General features: G+C 53.6%; 16 protein-coding genes. 11 read left to right on the top strand and 5 right to left on the bottom strand.

The genetic code is table 11. From position 1 onward, the window contains the following. Positions 1-12 precede the first annotated feature (12 nt). Positions 13-456: a hypothetical protein gene (locus WCI03_03445; GenBank protein MEI8138903.1), complete on the top strand. Its 444-nt coding sequence runs from the start codon at positions 13-15 to the stop codon at positions 454-456. A 1-nt stretch (position 457) separates the two neighbouring features. Here the strand turns inward: WCI03_03445 and WCI03_03440 are convergent, their stop codons facing one another. Further along, positions 458-1594 (bottom strand): OmpA family protein, encoded by a 1137-nt coding sequence (locus tag WCI03_03440; protein MEI8138902.1) that lies wholly within the window; start codon positions 1592-1594, stop codon positions 458-460. 240 nt (positions 1595-1834) lie between these two features. Here WCI03_03440 and WCI03_03435 point away from each other — a divergent pair, with 240 nt between their 5' ends. The 9 genes from WCI03_03435 to WCI03_03395 all read left to right on the top strand — a co-directional run bounded on the left by WCI03_03435 (position 1835) and on the right by WCI03_03395 (position 12873). Then, positions 1835-3358 carry a glucan biosynthesis protein gene (locus WCI03_03435; GenBank protein ID MEI8138901.1) on the top strand — a complete coding sequence of 508 codons (1524 nt, stop codon included), beginning with the start codon at positions 1835-1837 and terminating at the stop codon, positions 3356-3358. Beyond that, complete coding sequence (locus tag WCI03_03430) at positions 3334-3924, top strand: hypothetical protein (protein ID MEI8138900.1); 591 nt, start codon at positions 3334-3336, stop codon at positions 3922-3924. Before WCI03_03435 ends, WCI03_03430 begins: the two co-directional genes overlap by 25 nt. A 30-nt stretch (positions 3925-3954) precedes the next feature. Next, positions 3955-6087, top strand: coding sequence for a glucans biosynthesis glucosyltransferase MdoH (gene mdoH, locus WCI03_03425; protein MEI8138899.1), 2133 nt, complete (start codon positions 3955-3957; stop codon positions 6085-6087). 142 nt (positions 6088-6229) lie between these two features. Continuing rightward, positions 6230-8197, top strand: a complete 1968-nt coding sequence (locus WCI03_03420) for a response regulator (GenBank protein MEI8138898.1) — start codon at positions 6230-6232, stop codon at positions 8195-8197. 14 nt (positions 8198-8211) lie between these two features. Next, on the top strand, positions 8212-8589 hold the full coding sequence (gene folB / locus WCI03_03415; protein MEI8138897.1) for a dihydroneopterin aldolase: 378 nt from the start codon (positions 8212-8214) through the stop codon (positions 8587-8589). After that, positions 8586-9140 (top strand): GTP cyclohydrolase I FolE, encoded by a 555-nt coding sequence (gene folE / locus WCI03_03410; GenBank protein MEI8138896.1) that lies wholly within the window; start codon positions 8586-8588, stop codon positions 9138-9140. The genes folB and folE overlap by 4 nt, the downstream gene beginning before the upstream one ends. Before the next feature lie 2 nt (positions 9141-9142). Continuing rightward, positions 9143-10351, top strand: coding sequence for a cofactor-independent phosphoglycerate mutase (locus tag WCI03_03405; GenBank protein ID MEI8138895.1), 1209 nt, complete (start codon positions 9143-9145; stop codon positions 10349-10351). Between the two features lie 27 nt (positions 10352-10378). Next, the gene (locus WCI03_03400; protein ID MEI8138894.1) at positions 10379-12097 is read left to right on the top strand and encodes an ATP-binding protein; all 1719 of its coding nucleotides are present in this window, start codon (positions 10379-10381) and stop codon (positions 12095-12097) included. 20 nt (positions 12098-12117) lie between these two features. Then, complete coding sequence (locus WCI03_03395) at positions 12118-12873, top strand: response regulator (GenBank protein MEI8138893.1); 756 nt, start codon at positions 12118-12120, stop codon at positions 12871-12873. Here WCI03_03395 and WCI03_03390 read toward each other — a convergent pair. Genes WCI03_03390 through WCI03_03375 form a run of 4 tightly spaced genes read right to left on the bottom strand, consistent with a single transcriptional unit; the run spans position 12867 to position 19309 of the window. Further along, positions 12867-16208: an ABC transporter permease gene (locus WCI03_03390; protein ID MEI8138892.1), complete on the bottom strand. Its 3342-nt coding sequence runs from the start codon at positions 16206-16208 to the stop codon at positions 12867-12869. The genes WCI03_03395 and WCI03_03390 overlap by 7 nt on opposite strands. Position 16209: 1 nt before the next feature. Further along, a complete protein-coding gene (locus tag WCI03_03385) occupies positions 16210-16896 on the bottom strand; it encodes an ABC transporter ATP-binding protein (protein MEI8138891.1) in 687 nt (228 codons plus the stop codon). Then, a complete protein-coding gene (locus tag WCI03_03380) occupies positions 16893-18026 on the bottom strand; it encodes a PQQ-binding-like beta-propeller repeat protein (protein ID MEI8138890.1) in 1134 nt (377 codons plus the stop codon). The genes WCI03_03385 and WCI03_03380 overlap by 4 nt, the downstream gene beginning before the upstream one ends. Further along, a complete protein-coding gene (locus tag WCI03_03375) occupies positions 18014-19309 on the bottom strand; it encodes a glycosyltransferase family 4 protein (protein MEI8138889.1) in 1296 nt (431 codons plus the stop codon). Before WCI03_03375 ends, WCI03_03380 begins: the two co-directional genes overlap by 13 nt. 126 nt (positions 19310-19435) lie before the next feature. Here WCI03_03375 and WCI03_03370 point away from each other — a divergent pair, with 126 nt between their 5' ends. Continuing rightward, positions 19436-20320, top strand: coding sequence for a thymidylate synthase (locus WCI03_03370; protein ID MEI8138888.1), 885 nt, complete (start codon positions 19436-19438; stop codon positions 20318-20320). Positions 20321-20322 lie beyond the last annotated feature (2 nt).

Genomic DNA, 20322 nt, shown 5'->3' with positions numbered 1-20322 from the left:
GGACGTGATTATATGAAACTCAGGATCAGTATCTTGTCAGCGATGGGCCTTATGGTGTTGGTGTCGGGATGTGTCAGCACGCCCGCGAGCCGGATTAAAAAAGAGCCCCAAACGTTTGCGGCCTTTGCGCCGGAAATTCAGGTGAAGATTCAGAAGGGTGAAATTGGAATCGGGTTCAGCAGGGATATGGTCCGCTTGGCGCTCGGTCTCCCCCGACAGGTAACGATACGAACCGTGGAATCCGGTGAAGCCGAAATCTGGACTTACACGGGCTCCCGATATATCAGCAGCTATGAACCCTTGAATACCGGTTACTGGTACCGCGATCGCGCAGGACGGTTGAACCGTTCCTATGACACCATGTGGGTCAATCGGGGTTGGTATGAGGATTATCCTGTGCTAAAACTGGAGTTTGTGGGGGACAAACTCAAAGCCGTTGAACGCATAAAGCGTTGATTTATCGCGCCGTGATTTTGAGGATTACGGTGCGGTTTTTCTGCTTGTTCGCCGCCGTTGTGTTGGGGTAGGGGGGATTGGATTCACCCGCCGATGACGTGGTGACCATGGACGCGAGGAGCCCGCATGAGCCGGTCAGATATCCGGCGACCGCTTTTGCCCTTGCCAGGCCGACTGCATGGTTGTCATGGCCATACGCTTTCGCCTTGCTGACCTTGGTGGAATCTGTGTGGCCTTCGACTTCAATCCGGAACGATTTCCCCTTGAGATTTGAGGCGATGGCTTTCAGATCCTGCTGAGCCGTGTTTGAGAGATCGACGCCATGGGAAAAAGTCCCATAATGAAAAACCACCTTCAGTTCGTTCGGCGAGGTAGTGGTGCTCCATCGACTTCCTGAAAGGGATGGCCAGATGGTTTTCTTCTCAGGGGCGCGAACGATTGGTTTCGGTGGGCGGGGCGTAACGGGCACCTCCGGTTCTATGGGTGCAATGATAAGGGGCGGGGCAGGCGGCGGGGGGGGAATTGGTTCTGAGTTGTTGGGTTGTTGGTTGTCGATGGCGGGTTCCGGATGGGGTTCAAAGACTTTAGGTGTGGGCACATTTTCGGCGATTGCCGGAGGGGGTGCGGACTGTCTGGATCCAATCAGATACGCAAAAATGACGGCGACAATTGCGGTAATCACGGTCCCGGTGAACAGAGATTTTGATACCCGTTTCCGGAATACTTCATCACGCGTATCTTCGACTTCGTCAAGCATATGGCGGAGCTGGTTCAATTTTTCCGTCCACTGTTTTTCGGCTTCTGCAAAACGGACTTCTGTTTGGCTGCGAAGCTGATTGGCCCGGGAATTTTGTTCCTGAGCGGCTGCAAGCTCAACTGCAAGCGCAGAGAGGCGGGTTTTTAGAGTCTGGAGTTCCAGGGGGGCTTTGGTTTCGGGGGGCTCGCCCACGATGGTTTCAAGCAGCCGTTCCTCAGCTGTGGAAGGGGCGGCGACTGGCTCAGCGCTCTCCCTATCTGAGTCATCCGGGGCAGGAGGAAGTGGATTAAAAAACGGATCAGATTCAAAGACATCGGCGGCAGGGACGGTCAACAGAGGTAACGGGAGTGTCCCATCAGGGCTGGATTCAATAGGTTTCATGGGAGGAGTAGGGGGCTGGACAGCAGTCAGGAAATCCAATTGGAGTGGATCCTGAATATCTTTACGAGTTTTGGCAGAAAATGGTTTCACTTGGCACCAGATCTAAGAACACTAACAAATAGCCGGAAGATAGCAAACAGCCTTTTCCCTTGCAGGGTAAAGGTTTGTCGGGTAATGATTAATAGGTATTGAGGTCGTTATGAGGAAGGTTAATAAGCTGTTCATTAATTGCAATCACTTATGAATCAACGAATCACCAAGTTCCTTGCTGTCGGGGCCATTCTTTGGATTTTTCAGTTAACGGATGGGGGGGCTGCGACGCGAGGTCCGGCACCGACGTTCGAGCGCATCAAAGAGATGGCAAGAGATCTCGCTTTGGCACCCTATAAAGATACGCGCGTGCCGCTCTCCAAAACCCTTGAGACGCTTTCCTATGACCAGACGCGTGACATCCGCTTTAATGTAAAAGAATCTGTATGGCGGCGGGAACATCTTCCTTTCCAGCTTCAGTTCTTCCATCCTGGTGGAGGACAGAAAGATCAGATTGACATGCATCTGGTGGACGGGGAAAACGTTAAGGATTTCCCGTTTGATCGCGACCTGTTTGATTATGGGAAGAACGACCTGAGTTGGTTTGATCTGAGGGGTATCAAGTATTCGGGGTTCCGCATTCATTATCCACTCAATACAACTGAATATCTGGATGAGTTGATTGTTTTTCAAGGAGCCACGTATTTTCGGGCCTTGCCCAAGGGGTTGATCTACGGGCTCTCGGCGCGGACGGTGGTGATTAACTGCGCCTCGGACCGGCCGGAAGAGTTTCCGCGTTTCCAGGATTTCTGGGTTGTCCGCCCTGATAAGGAAGGGCGTTCCATTCAGCTCTTTGGTCTGCTAGATGGTCCCAGCGTGGCCGGTGCCGTATCATTCCTGATTGAACCCGGAGTTGAGACGATCATTCACATGCGTGTCGCCCTGTTTGCCCGCACCAATCTGGTTAACTATGGGATTGCTCCCCTGACGAGTATGTACTGGTTTGGCAAAAACAATGCCCGGCGGTTTGATGAGTTCCGTCCGGAAGTGCATGATTCGGATGGACTGTCGATCCTGACGGGAAAAAACGAGTGGTTATGGCGGACGCTTGAGAATACGGGGCCACTGCGGTTGAGTGCGTTTACAGACACTAATCCAAAAGGGTTCGGGCTCATTCAGCGGGAACGGAATTTTGCCTGCTACGAGGATTTGGAGACGATGTACCATCGCCGTCCGTCCGCCTGGGTCAAGCCGGTGGGCGCATGGGGTGAAGGTGCTGTACGCCTGGTGGAAATCGGAACCTGGTCGGAGTTCCATGATAACATTGTTGCATATTGGCAGCCCGCCAAGGCGTTAAAGCCGGGGGAATCGGCCGAATTCGCCTATGATTTGACCTGGTATGAGGAGAATCAGAATATCCCCGCGCTGGGTCGCCTTGTGTCAATGCGCTCCGGTCTCACCTTAAACCAGTCCAATGCGCGCAAGTTTGTCCTAGATTTTGTGTGGCCGTCATTGGCCCGGGATGGCGCGTCGGTAAAGCCCGAAGTCGTAGTGAATGCAGGAGGGGGGCAGCTCTCGGGGGTCTCGGATGAGTTTAACCCCTATGACCGGACGTGGCGTGTGGCGTTTGATGTTACGCCTGAAAAGGCATCTGCGCCGGTGGAACTCCGTGCAGTGATTCGAAAGGATGGAGCCCCTTGCACCGAAACATGGACTTATCTCTGGATGCCATAACCTTACCGGCGTGGAATCCCGATGATGCGCTGGCATGGGATGAAGCATTCGGAAAAGTTGAGAACTATCTGCGTGCCTGTCGCGTGGCCAGCCGGTTGCATCGGGCCCGTCTGACGGCACTCATATTGCAACGGGCGTTAAATCGGCGATCAAGCAATCTCGATATTCCGTTGGCCACATTGGCGATTGATGAGGCGCGTGATTTGATTAATCGCTGGATGACCGGGTTGCTTCCTCCTCGTGAAAATGAAAGGCCCTATTCGATGGCTGAGGGGTTTTTGTCCCTTTATCTGTGTGATGCTCCGATGCGATGGCCCAATGCCTTTTTGAACCCGCAGCAGGAACCCCCGGGTTTTGCCGACACCCTGCACGCCCGATTAGTGAAGACCGGGCCTGAGTTGGAGGTCAGCAGTATGGTGCCGCGAGCGATGGATCGTGGGTTGATTCAAGGATGGGCGGGTTCGGCGATGGATACCTTTGATCGGCTTCCCATGTTGCGGACCTTGTTTCTGTGGACTGTATTTGCCATTTTTTTGGTGGTGCTTTTCTGGTATACCCGGAGTTAATTGATAAAACTAATGAGTGAATCCACTTCCATGCCAATCCCTGGGTTACGTCGTTCCGGTTTGCGTCAGGCGTTTTTCTTTACCACCGTGGTGGTGTTGACGGGTATTGCGACCTGGGTGCTGGCTGATATTCTCTGGCGGGGCGGCTTGAGCGGCATCGAGATGGCGGTGCTGTTTTTCTTTGTGCCGCTGTTTGGAATGGTGACGCTGGGATTCGTGCAGGCCGTTTATGGGTTTTTCATTCTGCTGGGAAAAAAAGATCCCTTTAGTATTTCGCGAACCATTCCTGATGCCATGCCCCGGCCTGATGAAATGCCAGCGACTGCGATTGCGATCCCCATCTACAACGAAGATGTCAGTCGGGTCTATGAGGGGTTGCGAACCATTTATCTGGATCTGGTCCGGTCCGGGTATATCAGCCGCTTTGACATCTTTATTTTGAGCGATTCCAATAATCCCAACAAGTGGATTGAGGAAGAAGTCGCCTGGATAGATCTATGTAAGCAGGTGAAGGGTTTTGGTCGCATTTTCTATCGCAAGCGGCGGCTTGGATTGAATCGAAAAAGTGGAAATATCAGTGACTTTTTGCGGCGCTGGGGGCGGAAGTACCGGTATATGGTGGTGCTGGATGCCGATAGCCTGATGGAAGCCAATACCCTGGCCCGGCTGGTTCAATTGATGGAGGTGAATCCGCAGGCTGGCATTATTCAGACGGTGCCCGCGCCCATTCAGGGGCGAACCTTTTTTGCGCGGCTCATGCAGTTTGCCGGGACGCTTTATGGTCCGATTTTTCAGGCGGGTTTGAATTACTGGCAGGCGGGCTGCGGCAATTTCTGGGGGCATAACGCCATTATCCGGGTGGCGCCTTTTATGGAGCATTGCGCCCTTCCCATGTTGACGGCGGGTGCTAATACCCGCTTTATGAGTCACGATTACGTAGAGGCCGCCCTGATGCGGCGGGCCAACTATGAAGTCTGGATGGATTATGAGGTTGGGGGCAGTTTTGAAAATCTGCCGCCGACGCCATTGGATCATGCCAGCCGCGACCGGAGGTGGTGTCGAGGTAACTTGCAGCACGCATGGTTGATCACCGCCAAGGGGTTGCATCCCATCAACCGCCTGCATTTATTCCTCGGCATCCTCTCGTATGTGGCCTCTCCGTTGTGGTTGATTTTTCTTATTTTGGGCTCTTTCTCGGCGTGGGTGTTTTGGGCAGGGGGGACCATTATCACTTTTGATTCCGATGTCGGCTTCTCATCGTTTTTGGATATTGGTGGCGGGCGCTTGGCCTTATTGCTGTTCTTTGTGACGCTGGGGATGCTGACAGTTCCGAAAATGCTGGCCGTCTTGTTGGTCTTTAAGAACAAGGAGAGTCGCGAGAAGTTCGGGGGCGGTTGGCGGATTGTGCTGGGGTTCCTGACGGAACACACGCTTTCGGCGCTGATGGCACCCGTTCAGATGATGTTCAATTCCCGGTTTGTGGTTGAGATTCTCAGCGGGCGCGATGTTCCTTGGAATCCTCAGTCCCGGGATGCCTCAGCCGGCATTGACTGGGAGGCTATTATCACGGCGCATATGGGACATACAGTGATCGGGGTGACGTGGGCTTTGATAGCCTTTTTAATCAATCCGATTTTCTTCTGGTGGCTAAGTCCGGTGACCTTTGGCCTGATGGGTTCGATTCCGATTTCCGCGATGTTGAGTGCACCCGGATTGGGGAAACGGTTACGCCAGATGAAGTTATTTACGATTCCGATCGAAACAAAACCATCGGCAGTGGTGCGCCATCTGGATAAAAATTTAAGAGCCATCCGACACAGGATGGATCCGCCAGACTGGCTGGCCCCGCATTATGGAATTATGCAGGTGGTGCTCGACCCCTATTTGAATGCCGCGCACAGTTCCCTGCTGCGTCATAAGCCCAAGGTGGGGCAGTATGTCACGCGTGATCTTCATGAACTTCAAGTCCGTCTGCTGGCTAAAGGGCCGGCGGCCTTGAATCGCCGTGAGCAGATGGCGGTGTTAATGAATGTGCAGGCTGTGGCCGATTTGCATGATCACGTGTGGCGGATGCCTGAGTCGAGTCTTTCGCCTTGGTGGCGTTTGGCCATGCGGCATTATAATACCCTGACTGATCGCCCGCAAACGGCCCTATACCGGTAATGCATTCCTCCGTGAAGTGGCGAAATAGAATGAATATCATTTTGCCTTTTGCTTTACTCTTTGTTCATAAGTTGTATAGTCGCAATGTAAACGCGCAGTTTGTTTCGCTGTGAATAAGCGGCAGATTTTTGAAGGGAAGCTTATGCCGGATAACATTAAAAAGTGTGACCAAGATCCTGCTTCCTTGTTGAGGTTGCTTATCGTCGAGGATTCGGCGGAAGATGCCGAGATGATTGTGCGGGAATTACGTCGCGCGGGATATGCCCTGGTTTATGAACGGGTGGACACTTTGGAGTCCATGCGTGCGTTGCTGCACTGGGAATGGGATCTTATCCTGGTCGACTATAAAATGCCCCGGTTTAGCGGGCTTGATGCCTTGGCGGAATTCAAAACCTGGAAGCAGGATGTCCCCTTTATTATTGTGTCAGGGGCCATTGGTGAGGAATGCGCGGTTGAGACGTTGAAGGCTGGCGCGCAGGATTATGTTTTAAAGGATCGGCTGGCGCGCCTGGTGCCGGTAGTCCAGCGCGCCCTGAAGGATGCGGTGAATCGGCGTGAGTACCGGCGAGTCCAGCGCGACCGCGACCGTGCCGACGAAGCACTCCGGGTAAGTGAGGCCCGGTTGCGGGTCATTCTGGAGTCTGTCCAAACCGGAGTCATGATTGTTGATCCGGAAAGTCACATCATCCTGGAGGTCAATAGCGAACTGGCCCGGATGGTGGGGTTGCCGGCCCATCAGATTGTGGGTAGTCTGTGCCATAATTTTGTCTGCCCAGCGGTCAAGGGGCAGTGCCCCATTACGGATTTTGGACAATTGATTGATCATTCGGAACACCATTTGCTCAGGGCGGACGGTACGCAGATTCCGGTTCTCAAGACTGTGCGGCAGGTGGCAATTAATGGGCGCCAGCAGTTAATCGAGAGCGTGGTGGATATCAGTGAGCATAAGCGCCTTCAGGAACAGGTGATTCTGTCGCAGAAAATGGAGGCAATTGGCCAGTTGGCTGGTGGGGTGGCTCATGACTTTAATAATATTCTGCAGGTGATTATCGGGTATGCCGAAGTGATCATGCGTAATAGCTCTAATCCTGAATTCGTTACCGAGGGGGTTGAGAATGTCTATCAGGCCGCCCAACGGGCCGCCATGTTAACACGTCAATTGCTGGTGTTCAGCCGGAGGCAGATGGCGTTGCCCGCTATTTTGGGGATGAATAGTGTGATTGAAAATGTGCACGCCCTGATCAAGCATCTGTTGGGCGAAGATGTCAGTCTGAGCATTCAGTGTCCTGCGCAACTCCCTTCAGTCTATGCCGACGCCAGTCAGTTGGAGCAGCTAATTTTGAACCTGGTTGTTAATGCGAGAGATGCCATGCCGTCGGGCGGGCGCCTCGCCATCATAGCGGATGAGGTGACGTTGATGGCGGCACAGGCGGCTGCAATGCCCGGGGCGCGACCGGGGAATTTTGTTTGCGTTTCAGTGGCGGATACCGGGATGGGAATGGATAGTGAAATTCTGCAGCATGTTTTTGAGCCGTTTTTCAGCACGAAAGGTGTCGGCCATGGGAGTGGCCTTGGCCTTTCGGTAGCCTACGGGATTGCCAAGCAGCATGATGGCTGGATGACTGTTAAAAGCCAAGTGGGGAAGGGATCAACCTTTACCTTTTATCTACCGGTTCGGGAAGGAGACAAGTTGATATCGAGTGTGGACGCGCCTGTCAGTGTGACGGGAAAAGGTGAACGTATTTTGTTGATCGAGGATGAGCCTGAAGTGCGTGTGCTTACGTCACGCGTCCTTTTGTCGGCGGGATATCAGGTGGTCGCGGTGGGCACCTTCGCGGATGGGGACGCTGCGCTTCGTCAGGATGGGTCTTCTTTTGACCTGGTGTTCAGTGATGTTGTGCTGCCGGATGGGAACGGTGTTGAATTGATTGAGAGTGCGCTGGAACGTAATCCAAAGTTGGGCGTGCTGATCACCAGCGGCTATACCGATGAGCGTTCGCGCTGGCAGACGATTCAAGATCGGGGATTTCCCTTCCTTCCAAAACCGCACTCGCCTTCGCGGTTATTGAGTGTGATTCGTGAGGTATTGGCCTCGGCAAAGGTGGCGTAGCGGGGAAGATGTAAATGTCTCTTGATAAAATTCGAATCCGAGATCTTCGTGTACGGAGCAGGGTGGGGGTGACGTCGCTGGAACGTCGCCTGCCTCAGGAGCTTCTGATTACGGTGACCCTTCATGTCGACTTGCGGCGGGCTGGCCGGACGGATGATTTGCGGCACACCGTGGATTACAGTATTTTGAAAAAGGCCATTCTGGCGGAAAGTGAATCAAAATCCTTTAAGCTCATCGAGCGGCTGGCGCAACGGATAGCCGAACTGTCCCAGCAATCGCCCCTGGTGCAGCAAGTGGACGTCCTGATTCAAAAGCTGGGGGCGCTCCGGTTTGCGCACTGTAGTGAAGTGGAGATTACGCGGGTAAGGAATGAAAATGAAGGACTGTCATGAATAAGAAACGTGTGGCGAGTTTGATCAAGGAGTTGTTGAAGGAGATTGGTGAAGATCCCACTCGGGAAGGCTTGATCAAGACCCCGGAACGTGTGGCGTCATCCTATGAATTTCTGACGTCCGGGTACAGGATGTCTGTTAAACATATTGTTAATGGTGCCGTTTTCACGGTTGAGGCCAACAATATGGTGTTGCTCAAAAACATCGAGGTTTACAGTCTCTGTGAGCATCATATGCTGCCTTTTTTCGGGCGGTGCCACATTGGCTATATCCCCCGTAAGAAGGTGTTGGGGGTCAGTAAGTTGGCGCGTATCGTAGATTGCCATGCACGCCGCTTGCAGATCCAGGAACGGCTGACCGCGCAAATTGCCGAGGATATTATGGATTATATTAAGCCGGAGGGGGTCGGGGTGGTCATGGAATGCCGCCATCTCTGCATGATTATGAGGGGAGTCGAGAAACAGGATTCTGTTATGACGACTTCTTCCGTGCTGGGTAGTTTCCACAACGATTCATCGACCCGTTCTGAATTCCTTAGCCTGCTGCGGTAATTATGAGTAAAGGGAAGACGATTATTTTTCTAGGTGACGGCATGGCTGATGAACCGATGGCGGAGTTGGGTGGAAAAACTCCTTTGCAGGTCGCCCACACGCCGGGTATGGATCGCATTGCGAGGGAGGGGCGCTCGGGCACTCTCTTGACCTTACCGGAAGGGTTTCCCACCAGTAGTGAAGTCGCCAACATGTCGGTCATGGGGTGTGATCTGCCCACGGAATATTGCGGTCGTGGTGCTTTGGAGGCGGCGGGGCGGGGGATTCCCCTGGTGCCCAGTGATGTCGCATTCCGTGTTAATCTGACCACTGTGGAGGAGGGGGTGCTTCGCGACTTTTCAGGGGGGCGCATAGGTTCTCCCGACGCTGCCCTGCTCATCCAGGCCCTGAATGAGCAATTGGGTAGCAGTAAGATCCGATTTTATACGGGGCTGAGCTATCGCAACATTTTGATTTGCTCTGGCTCTGAGTTCAGCGCACAGGTTAAAACGGATAAGCCGGATGATAATCACGGGCAGCGGATTGCTGAACATTTGCCGCGCGCTTTGAGCGCGGAAGGTGAGGTCACGGCAGAGGTGTTAAGACGACTGATGCAGGAGGCCACGGCGGTGTTGACCAATCATCCCATCAATCAGCGACAGCTGACTGCAGGTCTGGCGATGGCCAATGGCATATGGCCTTGGAGCGGTGGGCGTGCGGGGGCTCTGAAATCGCTTAAGGACAAATACGGGATCACGGGAGCTGTGATTTCGGCGGTGGATGTGATCACCGGCCTAGGGCGCTGCTTGGGGTTGGACGTGGTGCCGGTTCCGGGCGCGACGGGGTATATTGATACCAATTATGAGGGAAAAGCGGCGGCGGCGGTGGAAGCCATCAAGACCCATGATTTTGTATACCTGCATCTTGAGGCGATTGATGAAGTGTCTCATGAACAGAACCTGGCGCTTAAGATTAAGGCCATAGAGGATTTTGACGCTCGAATCATTTGCCCGGTGATGGCGGCTGTGGGGCCGGAGGCCAATTACGCCGTCTTGCCGGATCATCCGGTGCCAATCTGTCTGGGAAAGCATACCCGTACTCCAGTTCCTGTCTCGGTGCTCAGTCCTGGCGTGCCCCCTGATGGTGTCACGGAGTTCAATGAGGTGGATTGCCTGCGCGGCAAACTTGGAGCGATGCAGGGGGACGCGTTGATGAGAGTTCTGTTTGGCTAAATCAAAAGAGTCTGATCGCGTCGTGGTATGGCTGCTCATAATCAATTATCGAAGACGATGCGGATTGATATTCCGTCTGCAGGTCATGCCGGCCGGCAGACGCGTGGCGTCCCCAGGACTCAGGTCGCGGATAGCCCCCGACAGCGAATGACGTTCGGGGAGATTGCTGTTCGGAATTCGGATCTCAGTGAGCTGTTTCAGAATGTCTATGATTCGGCCTTCATCACGGAGCTTAACGGGAAAATTGTGGATGCGAATGTCCGGGCGACGCAATCGTTCTATTATTCGCAAGATCAGTTCAAGCAGGGGATGATCACGGATATTGTGCAGGGGATGACCGAAGAGGTTCTTGCAACCATTGGCGAGAATCTGCAGAACGACCGGTTCACCCTCATTCAGGCTGAATGTGTACGACAGGACGGAACGGTGATCCCGTCTGAAATCTCCACGTGTAAGATCAATCTTTCCGGAAAGGCATATTTATGCTTTTTCATCAGGGATATAAGTGCTCGTAAGGAGGCGGAAGATGCCTTGCAAGCGGCGCATGACTCCCTGGCGGAGGAGGTGCGTAAACGTACCCGGATCAATGAAGAACTGAGCCTTGAGATTGCCGAAAGAACGCGTATTGCAGCAGAGTTGAATCTCGCCATCGAACAACTGCAAAAACATGACCGGGCGAAATCGCAGTTTGTTTCAAATGTGTCGCATGAGCTGAAAACCCCGCTTTCTTCCATTAACTATATGGCGGGCAATATGTTCAAAGGTATTGCCGGGCCGATGTCAGAGCAGGGCAAGGGCTATCTGAACATGATTCGGGAGGATTGCCAGCGGTTACAGAGAACCGTTGATGATATTCTGGACATGAGCCGTATCGAATCGAATACACTTCGCTTGAATCTGGTAAAGGTGAATTTCAGCCGTTTCCTGACCCGAACTGTCGAAGCGCTGCGAATGCAGATCGAGGAGCAGGGGTTGAGTCTGGAAGTGAGGGCGGAGGGAACCGGGTTTGCCGCATGTGATCCCCAGAAAATGGAGCGGGTCATTTTTAATGTCGTAAAAAATGCCATAAAATACAATACGACCAACGGCTTTATCAAAGTGCAACTTTGCTCCGATGGAAAAGAAGGGGGGCAGCACGTTGTTGAGGTGATTGACAGCGGCATCGGCATTGAGGCGAAGTATCTTCCCCGTATCACCGAGCGTTTTTTCCGAGTGGGGGAGTATGTGAGTGGCGCGGGATTAGGCTTGGCCATCTGTCAGGATCTGCTTGTGCGGCATGGGGGGATGATTGATGTGACCAGTCCGCCTGTGGGGTATGGTAAAGGGACCCAAGTGTCCCTGTTCCTCCCCGTGGTACCTGCCCCTTCGGCCATACTGGCCTATGAAGATGATGCCATGATGGGCTCGGTCACGGCGTGGTTGGAGGAGTATGGTTATTGTGTGACGGCTGGCAAACTTTCTGATGGTTCGCTGGCTTCAGCGTTGAAGGGAGAGCGGCCGGATCTTATTATCCTGGAATGGATGCATGGGGGTATGGACGGGGGCGTAGTGATATCGATGGTGAAGGGCAACGAGGCATTGGCACGTGTTCCCGTTTTTTCAATAACGGATGAGGAACCTCCGGTTGTGAAAAGGGAAATATTGGACGGATTTGAAATTCCACGACTCACCCCCACCGTCAGCAAAGAGGAATTGTGGATGTGTGTGGAAGAGTTGGTGGTGGGACGGAAACGGTTGGATTTTTGAAATACAAGGAGCAGATCGAAATGACTAAAACAGCGCAGCGAATTCTATTGGTTGATGATGAGCCTCATTTATTGATCTCCCTTGCGGACTATCTTGTCAGTGAGCGCTTTGATGTTGTCACGGCAAGTAGCGGTGAAGACGCCCTCAGGAAACTGGAGGAGACCCGGCCGGATCTGATTGTGCTGGATATCAGTATGCCCGGGATGGGGGGGCTCGGTTTTCTCCGGCAGATTACCTCGGGCGAAGGTAAGCCCCTCTATCCGGTACTGGTGCTGACGGCCCGTTCGATGCTTGAAAACTTTTTTGACTCTGTAGCCGTGGCGGGTTTTCTCACGAAGCCTTGTGATGAAAACAAGTTGTTGCGCACCATCCGTAAAATATTGGCGACTCACCAAAAGCAGCCCGCCCGCAGCTCCGGGCAGAAGCTTACGGTGCTTTTGGCAGAGGATGAGCCCTTGTTGGCGCAGGGCATGACGGATGTATTTGTTGCGGCGGGTTATAATGTAGTGAATGTGGAAAACGGACCGGATGTTTTGGATAAGGCGGTGACGCTTACACCGGATGTCGTGGTGATGAAGGATGTGCTTCCCCGGCTTAACGGTTCTGCCGTTGCGCGACTCATTGACGTGATGCCCAGTCTGAGTGGCCTTTCAGTTGTTCTTTATGGCGCCAAGGTGGAGGGCGTGAATCCGGTCGTTGCCAAATGTGTGAAGCTGCATTTGTCCACCAATCATCCCAAGGATCTTTTAAAGGCCCTGCAATCCGTGCTTTATTGATTGCGTAAGGCGCTTAGCAGGGGGGCGCGAAGTGCTAGTCGGGTTGCCAGCAAGATCCATAAGATCTGGAAGAGAAGCATTCCGCAGATAAGAAGTGTCAGGGTTCCCCAGGGAGGGTGAACCCCCGGCGCCCGGAGTGCCGGCCACATTGCCATCAATGAGGCCGCAATACCTGCTGTAAGGCCTATTCCTAGAATGAACGCCTGTTCCACCAGCACAACCATGAGGATCTGCCCATAGGAATATCCTGTGGCGGATAACAAGGCTAGTTCATTACGGCGTTCTTGAATATTGCGTAGAATAACAATCGTTATTCCCGCACTCCCCAAAAGCATGCCCAGTCCCCCAAGTACCAGAAACACGGCCATATAGGCCGATTCCACGGCGTAAAAAGATTTCAGTCGGTCGGTGGTCGAGGTAATATTCATCCCCCATTTCCCCAATGTGCTTGAGAGCGCGTTTCTGGCTTGAGATTCATGGCCACGGGGAGTGTCAATCAAGAACAGGCGGGTTCCACTTTCGGAGGGGAAGTGTGTGGCAAAAGCCTGGGCGGAAATCAGGATGGAGCCTTGAAAGACCGATAGGCGCATGGGCAGAGTGCCGATAAGTTTGACGCGGAATGTTTCTCCGCGTTCATCACGAAAAGTCAGGATATCGCCGTTTGTCCCCGTTTTCTTTTTTAAACCCCACTCAGCAGTATTGGTATCGCCCACCAATCCGGGAATGGTGCCGTTGGTGTCGGGCATATCCAGGAGAGTCCAAAAACTGCTTTCCGTATCCAGGGATTGAAACGCTTTCCGTTTTGTAAATTCGCCCGGCTCAACGCCGATCAGCGTTGGGATTTGGGCGCGGTTGAGATTCAGGCAACTGGCATCATCGCCTTCCCGGACTTTCATGGAGACAATCTGGGTGGTTTTTAAATCAGGATGCTGGTCGAGTTTAAACTTTTTTCGCCCTTCCGGGGTGTTCAGGTCGGCTTGAATCGGAAATGTCGAATCGCCGAATAGTGCAAAGCCCCCCGTTCCGGAGTCACGGTGTATGGCGTCGTGTCCGATGTCCTCCTGCATGGCGGTTATGGCAATGACCAAAAAGGAGCCACAGGCCAGCAGGCTGGCGACCGTCAGGCTGCGTGCGGGCTGACGTCCCGCATTGCGTATACCCAGCATCAGGGGAGTGAGGCGGCCTCCGGCCTTCGCCAGCCGGACCAGGAGGAGGCGGGCAAGTCCAAGGATTGAAAACAGGAGCATACATCCTGAAGCGAAAAAATATGCGGCCAGGTTCTGGGTATCACCCAAGGCTCCATGCCCGACGAGTCCCAAGGCAATGGCGAGGCTGACACAAGGGATCCATTTCCGACTGGGGGCCTGTTGGTCGTCTGAGGGGGCCTCCCCTGAAAGCAGTTCTGCCGCTGATTTATGGGTTTGTCGTCGAATAGCAAAGATGAGTGACCCCATGGCAAAGATGAAACTCATTAAGGCTCCAATGGCTGTGGTCGCAGGAGTGGCATGGTACTGGATTTCTGCCTGCGCCACGGCTCCCTGCCAGAAGTGGCTCAGGCCCCAGATCATCACCCGGGTATAATAGGTCCCAAGTAAAGCCCCTGCCATCGTTCCTGTGGCGGCAATCAGGGTGCATTCCTGGATCCATAATTTACGAATTTGTCTTGGCTGAAAACCAACGGCCAGCATGAGCCCGGTTTCCTCAGCGCGCTGCTGGATCCCAAATGCAAATAACAGCCCTGTCAGCATCAGGCTGGCGACAATCAGGAAAAAACTCATTCCCAGGAATAGTTGCCCGAAATCCATGGACTCGTCCGCCGCCTTAAGTGCGGTTTGGCGGACGGGTAGAAAAGCGAGGCCCAGATCCGAAGGGTTTAGGTGCTTTAAAACAGTCTCTGCAATGGCCTTGCCTCCATCACGATGGGCATGGAAGCGAGCCGCTGTAAGGTTGCCAAAGTGGTTAGCCCACATTTCCTGGCCTGCTTTTAAGGTAATCAATGCTTTCGGGGTGGCACGAAATTCGTTCCAATAAGTTTCGTTTGCGGGGTCCTCCATCTTATCCTTTTGAAGCGGCATCCCGATATCCCAGTCAGTACATTTTCCGGCATCGGTCAGTCCCGGAAAATCAGGACTTAGCTCTTTTTCTTCTTGTAAGTCACGCATCTCAACTACGCGGCAAATCTTGAACGGCCGGTTTGTTTCGATGAATTTGTTTCCGGCATCCAGTTCGTAATAAGATAACTTTACAAAATCACCGGGTTGAACGGTCAATTGATCGGCGAGCCAGCGGTTGATGATGATCTCATCATCTTTCATTTCAGGCGGCACCAGCCCAAGTGATGGATCTGCGGAAGGAGAAAGGGCAATCACGAAAGAGTAAGGGGTTGCCCGGAGGGGGACATCCGTACGGGCGATGGAGTTGACGAGATACGTCAAGGCGCCGACCGTATTACTAAGACTCGCCAATGCAAGGCCGATGGGCGGATCCATAAGCACCCGGTTACATTCGAGCTGAATCACACCTTCGCCAGCGGTGGTTTTTAGTGTTAAGCCGGCATCTGTAAGCTGCCAGACTTTACGTATGGCCCGGTTCAGAGTCTTTCCATTCGGGGGCATGCCAGATGTGGCGTGGCTATCCGGACTCCCTGCCAGCAAGAGATTGGCCTGATGATTCAAGCCTGCGGTTTGTTGAAGCCATGGCAGGCTGACGAAAGCAGTGCAGGGAACTTGCTGATTTGCGGCAAGATTAAAACGGCCCATTTGACTGTTGCTGACAATGACTTCAACGGTAAAGGTTGCCCGGAGGGTGTCATTCTTTTCCTGGGATGAGAGCGGGGCGTCTTTGGACATCAGGGACGGTTTGCTGAAGCGGATGGAAATTTGGTCTCCGCACTGGACTTGAAGGGCGGCAGCCAGCGTTTCATTGATCGCAATCACATCCTTCGTAAGGGTGGGTTTTGGGCCTATGGCGAAGGTCCAGAATGACTCCTGCACCCCCAGTAATTGAATGTTATTAATTTGCAGCGGCTCAGTTCCGGTACCTTTTGAGCTCAGGGCGATTCCACGGAAGAGTAATGCGGGAGCGACTCTGGCACCGGTTTCGTGTTGTATGCGGGGCGCGAGGGCGTCCGAGAAGAAGCGGCCTCGACTTTCCAGTGCCCACTGAATATTGCCAAGGCGGAGCAGGGCCGACTGTGTGAGACTGAATTTAATCGAGTCGCCAATGAGCAGGGATCCGACAAAGATGGCGGACGCAAGAAGGGTGCCCGCCAGTACCAGGGCATGCGCTCGATGGTAGAAGATCGTACTGCGCAAAGTGAGTTTGAAAAGCGTCATGTTATTTTGCTACCAGTTGGCCGTCGAGAAGTTCATAAACCTTATCCATCCGGTTGGCCAGAGACAGGGAGTGGGTGACGACGATAAGGGCCGTGCCCTCCTGCTGGTTCAAGGTGAGCATCAGATCTGCGAGATGTTCGGCGCCGGAATGGTTGAGTGAGCCTGTGGGTTCATCCGCCAGAAGCAGGTGCGGCCGATTGATCATGGCTCTTGCCACTGCGACCCTGAGTTGCTCGCCGACGGACAATTGGCCGGGCCGGTGAGTGAGACGATGGGACAAGCCGACCTTGTCCAGAAGACTTCGAGCCCGTTGCTCCGCTCCCGCCGGATGGGGGTTCACCAGCGCCGGGATCAGGACATTTTCCAACACATGGCACTGCTTCAGCAGATGGTGCATCTGGAAGATCATTCCGATTTTTTCATTTCGGATCCTTGCCTGCCCCCGGATGGGGAGGGAATTGAGTTCGATACCTTCTAACCGTACATGGCCTGAAGTGGGGGTGTCCAGTGTGCCGATGATGTTCAGTAGGGTGCTTTTCCCGGAGCCGGAGGGACCAATAATAGCGATGGTTTCTCCCGCTATTACAGTCAGGTTAATGTCTCTGAGCACCTGCAGTCCCCCCTCGGCTGGCGAAGGATAGGTTTTATTGATTTTCTCGAGGGTCAAGAGCGGGTGTGGCGTATTCATTTTGGTTGATAGAGGATAATGTACCCATCATCGGTCCCGACAATAATTTTATTGGCTGATATTGCCGGAGAGGTCAGGACGTCGCAGGGTTTGTCTGACCATAAAGTTTTGCCATCTTCCAGATTCAACAATGACAGCAGGCCGTCTGAGGTTACGATGACGGTATTGCCAGCGACTACAGGAGAAGTGGGATTTCCGGGAGTGAGCGTGCTCCAGACTTTTGCGCCATCTTCCCGGTTGAGGCAATACATGAAGCCATCACTGGAGCCGGCCAGGATCCGATTGGGTGTGACGGCGGGGGTTGTGAATATTTCGTTACTTGCCACCTGTCTGGTCCAAAGAGGCGTGAAGGTGGTGGTATTGACGCAAAAGACAGAGCCGTCACGCGCCCCGGTATAGGCCCGAATCCCCTCCAAGGCCGTTCCGCCTGCCATGGGGCCGTGTTCCGTGAATTCCGTTTTGGCCAGTGTTGTGCCTGTTGAGACAGAGATGAAGTGCAGGGCGGAATCACAGGCGCCAAACACAATAATGCCATGACCAACAGCGGGTGAGCAATCGGAGCGGCCGGCAGGCTTGGAGGACCATATCATCCGCCCTGTTGCCAAATCCAGACGGAGCAGGCTGCCAGTATTGCGTGAGAGCGCCAATACGGAGACGCTATTGGATCCTTCTGGTTCCAGCCAGTTGAGCGCTCCATAAAGGTCCTCGCCGATTTTTGTTTTCCATTTTTGAGAACCGGTTGCGGCCTCAAACGCATAAAGGGCTCCTTTGTCTGTCCCTGCGAGAACGATGTTTTCGACACAGAGCGGGGGCGTTGAAAAAGACTCCTGCTGAGATGTTTGGGGCAGGCTGGCTGTCCAGCGCTTCACGCCATCCAGGCCCAGGGCGATCAGTTCGCCGCGGGAGGAGACTGCGTAGATGGCTCCATTGTAGATGGTGGGGGGCTGGGTCACAGGTGCGCCGATCTTAAATCGCCAGCCGATGGTTAGCGGGGGCAGAATGGAGGTTGAGGAGATCCCTTGCAGGCTAGCCTCACCGTGGTAGGTCGGCCAGTTGGAGGTCACCGGCAAGTCTGCTGCCCGGCAGGCTAGGTTGGCTAGCAACAGGACTATTGGTGTTATTGAATACATTTATGATACACGGCCAGGATCCGGGTGGCCATTCCTTTGATATTAAATTCCTTGCGAACATTATCGCATCCATTACGCCCCAGTCGTTGTGCTGCCTTGGGATCCTGGAGCAGGCTTTTTAGTGCCATGGTCAATCCGGTCGGATCAGCGGGGTCGTAACAGAGGCCGCCCCCTGTTGCCGTAATAATTTCCGGGAAGGCTCCGATTCGAGGTTGAACCACGGGAACGGCGCAAGCCAGTGCTTCCAGTATAAACATGCCGAACGCCTCGGGGTGCGGCATGGGGACTGACAGCACAGAAAGCGATTGGAGAAATTCAAGACGGCGCTCTCTGGTTAGTCCCTCACAAAACTCCACATCGCCCAGCATTCCCTGGGCGTTGAGTTTATGGCGCAAGCGTTGAAGGAACGGAGTGTCATCAGGTGTCTGGCCGCCCATAATTTTAAACTTGAGAGTCCTCAGGGCGGGCTCCCTTTTGAGTTCGATATAGGCGTCTACCAGGACATCCAGGCCCAGTGACTCTGTCATTTTGGAAAGGAAGCCGATGGTCGGATTTTGCGGGGGAGTGAGTGCCGGCCCGTATTCGTCCGGGGAGATTCCAATAGGAATCTGGTGGAAGCGGTCGGACGGTACTCCCTTCAGGCGTGTTTGCATGAGGTGGTTGTAGTAACTGCTGACGGGAATGAAGGCGGCAATATCACGGGCTTTTTCTGACATGATTTGCCAGGCTTCGGCAGCGGCGCCTGGTTCCATGGAATCGATCCAGGAATCCTCGTCCTGAAGGGTGCAAATCACGGGAATACCCAGTTCCCGTTTAATACGGCCCGCCAAGCCCAGCAGGAGGGCATTGGATAGGTGCACGATGTCCGGCTTGGCGTGATGGAGCAGCCAGGACATCAGGTGATCCAGTTCCGCCTTCTGACCGCCTTTTTCCCCGCGTAAGACAGATAGGGTCATGGTTTCGAGTCCGCTGGCGCGGGTGGTGGCGGATTTTTTAGCCACCCATCTGAGCAATTGGCGTGAATCCAGCAGGTCTTTCAGCCAGCGCGGGGCGTTGTTCAGGGTCGGAAAATGCTGGGCGAGATAGACGCCAACGGCGCCGTAAAAGATGGGTACTTCAGCGGAGCCCAATGCTTCGCCTTCGGAGAAAAGAGGCAGATACATTGGAACCAGAACAACCTCATGCCCCAGGGCTCTGAGCTCCAGGATCAGTTCCTTGTCACGCATGCAATTCTGGCAATAGAACACATCGGCTGTACCGGGGATTATATGCACCACCTTCATGGGTAAGAGTGTAGGGGAAAGCCTGCCGGCAGTCAAAGTCCTGAAAGAGCTTTTCATTTCGAAAAGACTCGCCATAATCCGGGCTGATTCTGAGAGATTGAGTAATTCATTAAAGGAGTCGTAAGAATGGAAAATATTCCGGTTCTCCATGTGTCTGGGAAATCCCTGGCTGAAGCCTATGAAAAGGCCTTGTGTGCGTTGAATGAGGGCGGAACACGGTTCCGCACCCAGTACGATAAACCGGGGGACCCTGCCAGCCTCGACTCCACCATGAACATCACGGTGCTTGATCCCTTAGCCGACCCCATGATCCACAAGGCTTTCCCCGGGGGGATTGAGGATTTGCGGGAATACGTCATGGAATTGCAGGGGGCCAAGGATCATTGGGTGAAAAACATGAATGATGCGGCCGATACGCGCTGGGAGTACACCTACCATGGACGCCTGGCAAATTACGGCGCCATCAAGGAATTACGGAGTTATGAATCGGTAGAGGCCGGTTTCTTTAAAATCAATCAGATTGATGCTGTTGTGAATAAGCTGGTGAAGCAGCCGTTCACCCGGCAGGCCCAGATGATTACCTGGATGCCGCATGTGGATTTGGACTGCTATGATCCGCCTTGTTTGCAGTCGCTCTGGTATCGAATACTTGAGGACAAGGACGGGGTCTGGTGGCTGAATTGCAACATCCGGTTCAGGAGTAATGACGCCTGGGGCGCCAACTTCATGAACATGTTCGGCTTGACCCTGTTTAACAGGGACGTCATTGCCGCCGAAATTTCGCGCCGGGCCGGGAAGACGGTGAAGTTGGGTCGGCTCAACTGGCAGGCGGATTCATTCCATATTTACGGCAAGGATATTGATGTCGCCCGCCAACGTCTGTTTGATCGCATCAAGACCACCGCTTTTGAAGATCGCGTCTATTGCTTTCATGATTCCATGATTCAGGAAATCTATAACGAGGCGGAAGCCACTGTGCGGGAGAAGATTCGCGAATTTGACGCGCGCTGAGG

Source organism: bacterium, from assembly GCA_037143175.1.
Taxonomy (GTDB): domain Bacteria; phylum Verrucomicrobiota; class Kiritimatiellia; order CAIKKV01; family CAITUY01; genus JAABPW01.
Note: the sequence above shows the minus strand (reverse complement) of the source record. Positions and strands in the feature narration are given on the sequence as shown.